The sequence below is a fragment of the Dietzia sp. DQ11-38-2 genome (assembly GCF_014145055.1).
Classification (GTDB): Bacteria; Actinomycetota; Actinomycetes; order Mycobacteriales; family Mycobacteriaceae; genus Dietzia.
In genome coordinates this window covers 2,074-6,209 of sequence record NZ_JAALDW010000412.1, presented here as the reverse complement: position 1 = coordinate 6,209, position 4,136 = coordinate 2,074, and the positions used below count along the sequence as shown (strand labels likewise).

The following is a 4,136-nucleotide window of genomic DNA, read 5'->3' as shown; positions in this document are numbered from 1 at the left end:
CCGGCCCCGAGGTCTCGGGGCCGGGCCGGCGGATGTCACAGGAGCGGGTCTTACTTCGCGCGCTCCAGGACCTCGACGAGGCGGTACCGCTTGGTGGCGGACAGCGGGCGGGTCTCCATGATCCGCACGCGGTCGCCGACTCCGGCGTCGTTGGTCTCGTCGTGAGCCTTCACCCGCTCGGTACGGCGCATGATCTTGCCGTAGAGCGCGTGCTTCACGCGGTCCTCGAGCTCGACGACGATGGTCTTGTCCATCTTGTCGGACACGACGTACCCGATGCGCACCTTGCGGCTGTTGCGCTCGATGTTCTCGCTGGCCTCAGTCACGGCTGCTTCCTTGTCACTCACTTGGCATCACCCGGCGCCGCCGACAGCCCGAGCTCGCGCTCGCGGATGACGGTGTAGATGCGTGCGATGTCGTGACGGACGACCCGCAGGCGACGGTTGTTGGTCAGCTGACCCGTGGCCATCTGGAAGCGCAGGTTGAACAGCTCCTCCTTGGCCTCACGGAGACGCGCGGTGAGCGCATCGGCGTCGAGTTCGCGCAACTCGGGGGCGGTGGTTCCACTAGCCATCAGAACTGCTCCTCCCGGGTCACGATACGGGTCTTGCACGGGAGCTTGTGCTGCGCGCGGCGCAGTGCCTCGCGTGCGGTCTCCTCGTTGGGGTACGACATCTCGAACAGGATGCGACCCGGCTTGACGTTGGCCACCCACCACTCGACGGATCCCTTACCGGAACCCATGCGGACCTCGGCGGGCTTCTTGGTCAGCGGACGATCGGGGTAGATGTTGATCCACACCTTGCCGCCACGCTTGATGTGGCGGTTGATCGCGATACGAGCGGACTCGATCTGACGGTTGGTGACGTACGCGGGCTCGAGGGCCTGGATGCCGTACTCACCGAACGTCACCTTGGTGCCGCCCTTGGCCCCGCCACTGCGGCCGGGGTGGTGCTGCTTGCGGTGCTTGACGCGCTTGGGGATGAGCACTTCTCACGCCTCCCTGGTCTGATTCTGCGGAGCCTGGGCGGGTGCCTCGGCAGCCGAACCGGAACCGGCGCGGCCGGTCTCGGTGCTGGTGGCGGTGGTCCCCTGGGCGCCGGAACGACGCGGCCGGCCCGCGCCACGCTCACGGCGGGGTCCCCGGTCGGCTCCGCCGCGGTTGCTGGACTGGGCGTACTGGTCGGACTCGCGACGCCCGCCGACGACGTCACCCTTGTAGATCCACACCTTGACGCCGATACGACCGAAGGTGGTCTTGGCCTCGTAGGTGCCGTAGTCGATCTCGGCACGCAGGGTGTGGAGCGGGACGCGACCCTCGTGGTAGCGCTCCGAACGCGACATCTCGGCACCGCCGAGACGGCCCGAACAGACCACCTTGATGCCCTTGACCTGGGGCTGACGCATCGCGGACTGGATGCCCTTGCGCATCGCGCGACGGAACGCCACGCGGTTGGACAGCTGCTCCGCGATCCCCTGCGCCACGAGCTGGGCGTCGGCCTCGGTGTTCTTGATCTCGAGGATGTTGAGGTGGACCTGCTTCGCGGTGAGCTTCTCGAGCTCGCCACGGAGACGGTCGGCCTCGGCACCCCGGCGACCGATCACGATGCCCGGGCGGGCGGTGTGGATGTCCACGTTGACCCGGTCACGGGTGCGGGAGATGTCCACGCCCGAGATGCCGGCCCGCTCCATGCCCTTGGACAGGAGCTGACGGATCTTGATGTCCTCGGCGACGTAGTCCGCGTACTGCTTGTCGGCGTACCACTTGGACGTCCAGTCCGAGGTGATGCCGAGACGGAAGCCGTGCGGCTGGATCTTCTGTCCCATTTAGCGGGCACCTCCCTGGTTACGACGACCCCGGCCGGCGGAACCGGCCTTCTCGGGCACGCTGGTCACCTCGACGGTGATGTGGCTCGTGCGCTTACGCACGCGGAACGCACGACCCTGGGCACGCGGACGGAACCGCTTCAGGGTCGGGCCCTCGTCGGCGAACGCGGCCGACACGACGAGGGTCCGGGGATCCAGGTCGAGGTTGTTCTCGGCGTTCGCCATGGCGGACGCGAGGACCTTGCCGACCGGCTCGCTGGCGGACTGCGGGGCGAACCGCAGGATGTCCAGCGCGTCGGAGGCGTCCTTGCCCCGGATCAGGTCGATCACGCGACGCGCCTTCATGGGCGTGACGCGGACGAACTTGGCGGTGGCCCGGGCGGTGAGCTTCTGCTCCTCCTGCGCCGTGCCTTCGGCGGTCTTGCTGGTATCAGTGCTCATCGACGCTTACTCTTCCGATCGTCCTTGATGTGCCCCTTGAACGTGCGCGTCGGCGCGAACTCGCCGAGCTTGTGACCCACCATGGAATCGGACACGAACACGGGCACATGCTTGCGGCCGTCGTGGACGGCGAACGTGTGGCCGATGAAATCGGGCAGGATCGTCGAGCGACGCGACCAGGTCTTGATGACCTGATGGGTACCCTTGTCGTTCTGCGCGTCCACCTTCGCGAGGAGGTGTTCGTCGACGAACGGACCCTTCTTGAGACTACGAGGCATCCTAGTTTCCCTCCTTAGCGCTTCTTACCGGTGCGACGGCGGCGGACAATCATCTTGTCGCTCGCCTTGTTGGGCTTGCGGGTCCGGCCCTCGGGCTGGCCCCACGGGCTGACGGGGTGACGTCCACCGGACGTCTTGCCCTCGCCACCACCGTGCGGGTGGTCGACGGGGTTCATCACGACGCCGCGGACGGTCGGGCGGACGCCCTTCCACCGCATGCGGCCGGCCTTGCCCCAGTTGATGTTCCCCTGCTCGGCGTTGCCCACCTCGCCGATCGTCGCGCGGCAGCGGACGTCGACCCGGCGGATCTCACCGGACGGCATCCGGAGGGAGGCGTACGCGCCCTCCTTGCCGAGCAGCTGGATCCCGGCACCCGCGGCGCGGGCCATCTTGGCGCCGCCGCCGGGGCGGAGCTCCACGGCGTGCACGACGGTACCGGCGGGGATGTTGCGCAGCGGCAGGTTGTTGCCGACCTTGATGTCGGAACCGACACCCGACTCGACCTTCATGCCCTGCTTGAGGTTGCGCGGGGCGAGGATGTACCGCTTCTCGCCGTCCGCGTAGTGCAGGAGGGCGATGTTGGCGGTGCGGTTGGGGTCGTACTCGATGTGCGCGACGGTGGCGTCGACGCCGTCCTTGTCGTTGCGACGGAAGTCGATGACGCGGTACTGGCGCTTGTGTCCACCGCCCTTGTGGCGGGTGGTGATGCGACCGTGGCCGTTACGGCCACCGGTCTTGTGTAGTGGGCGAAGCAGCGACTTCTCGGGCGTCGAGCGCGTGATCTCGGCGAAGTCCGAGACGCTCGAGCCGCGACGGCCGGGCGTCGTGGGCTTGTACTTGCGGATAGCCATGAGGTTCTCTCGTCCTTAACTCGTCCCGCCGTCAGGCGGTCAGACCCGGGATCTCGATGGGCTTGCTGTCGGCCGCGAGGGTCACGATGGCGCGCTTGGTGCTCTTGCGCTGTCCGAACCCGGTGCGGGTGCGCTTGCGCTTGCCCTGACGGTTGGCGGTGTTGACGGACTCAACGGTGACGCCGAAGATCTCCTGGAGGGCGATCTTGATCTGCGTCTTGTTGGCGTCCGGGGCGACCAGGAACGTGTACACGCCCTGCTCGAGCAGGCCGTAGGCCTTCTCGGAGACGACCGGGGCGATGATCACGTCCCGGGGATCGGCGACGGTGCTCACTTGTCGGCCTCCTTCGCGGCGGTGTTCTCCGTGCCTGCGGCACGCTTGCTGGCCTGCGAGACGAACGCGTCCAGAGCCTCGACCGTGAACACGACGTCGTCTGCGTTCAGCACGTCGTAGGTGTTCAGCTGATCCGGGGCGATGGGATGGACGTTGTCCAGGTTGCCCACCGAACGCCACGCCGCGATGTCCTCGCGGCCCACCACGAGCAGGAACTTCTTGCGGTCCGACAGGCTCGCGAGGAAGTCCCGCACGCCCGCCGTCGACGGGGTCTGGCCCTCGACGACCTCGGTGACCACGTGGATGCGATCGTTCGCGGCCCGGTCGGACAGGGCCCCGCGGAGGGCGGCGGCCTTCATCTTCTTGGGCGTGCGCTGCGAGTAGTCACGCGGCTTGGGGCCGTGG

Annotated in this window: 9 protein-coding genes; all 9 read right to left on the bottom strand. The window is 67.7% G+C overall.

The window, feature by feature from the left end; translation table 11 throughout:
* Positions 1-50: 50 nt before the first annotated feature.
* Positions 51-347 (bottom strand): 30S ribosomal protein S17, encoded by a 297-nt coding sequence (gene rpsQ / locus G6026_RS13460; protein WP_197431415.1) that lies wholly within the window; start codon positions 345-347, stop codon positions 51-53.
* Positions 344-574: a 50S ribosomal protein L29 gene (gene rpmC, locus G6026_RS13455; protein ID WP_017838199.1), complete on the bottom strand. Its 231-nt coding sequence runs from the start codon at positions 572-574 to the stop codon at positions 344-346. Before rpmC ends, rpsQ begins: the two co-directional genes overlap by 4 nt.
* The gene (gene rplP, locus G6026_RS13450; RefSeq protein WP_017838198.1) at positions 574-990 is read right to left on the bottom strand and encodes a 50S ribosomal protein L16; all 417 of its coding nucleotides are present in this window, start codon (positions 988-990) and stop codon (positions 574-576) included. The genes rpmC and rplP overlap by 1 nt, the downstream gene beginning before the upstream one ends.
* Before the next feature lie 3 nt (positions 991-993).
* Positions 994-1,827, bottom strand: coding sequence for a 30S ribosomal protein S3 (gene rpsC / locus G6026_RS13445; RefSeq protein WP_017838197.1), 834 nt, complete (start codon positions 1,825-1,827; stop codon positions 994-996).
* Positions 1,828-2,268, bottom strand: a complete 441-nt coding sequence (gene rplV / locus G6026_RS13440) for a 50S ribosomal protein L22 (protein WP_107757058.1) — start codon at positions 2,266-2,268, stop codon at positions 1,828-1,830.
* A complete protein-coding gene (gene rpsS / locus G6026_RS13435) occupies positions 2,265-2,546 on the bottom strand; it encodes a 30S ribosomal protein S19 (RefSeq protein WP_017838195.1) in 282 nt (93 codons plus the stop codon). The genes rplV and rpsS overlap by 4 nt, the downstream gene beginning before the upstream one ends.
* Before the next feature lie 14 nt (positions 2,547-2,560).
* Positions 2,561-3,397, bottom strand: a complete 837-nt coding sequence (gene rplB / locus G6026_RS13430) for a 50S ribosomal protein L2 (protein ID WP_107757059.1) — start codon at positions 3,395-3,397, stop codon at positions 2,561-2,563.
* Between the two features lie 31 nt (positions 3,398-3,428).
* Positions 3,429-3,731: a 50S ribosomal protein L23 gene (gene rplW, locus G6026_RS13425; protein WP_095717595.1), complete on the bottom strand. Its 303-nt coding sequence runs from the start codon at positions 3,729-3,731 to the stop codon at positions 3,429-3,431.
* Positions 3,728-4,136: 50S ribosomal protein L4 (rplD, locus tag G6026_RS17470; protein WP_241728083.1), on the bottom strand; the 409-nt coding region annotated here is incomplete at its 5' end. The genes rplW and rplD, both read right to left, overlap by 4 nt.

What these genes read in the sequence shown, in the direction of transcription:
- rpsC (WP_017838197.1), bottom strand. Translation starts at nt 1,827, where the DNA reads ATGGGACAGAAGATCCAGCCGCACGGCTTCCGTCTCGGCATCACCTCG.
- rpmC (WP_017838199.1), bottom strand. Translation starts at nt 574, where the DNA reads ATGGCTAGTGGAACCACCGCCCCCGAGTTGCGCGAACTCGACGCCGAT.
- rpsS (WP_017838195.1), bottom strand. Translation starts at nt 2,546, where the DNA reads ATGCCTCGTAGTCTCAAGAAGGGTCCGTTCGTCGACGAACACCTCCTC.
- rplV (WP_107757058.1), bottom strand. Translation starts at nt 2,268, where the DNA reads ATGAGCACTGATACCAGCAAGACCGCCGAAGGCACGGCGCAGGAGGAG.
- rplB (WP_107757059.1), bottom strand. Translation starts at nt 3,397, where the DNA reads ATGGCTATCCGCAAGTACAAGCCCACGACGCCCGGCCGTCGCGGCTCG.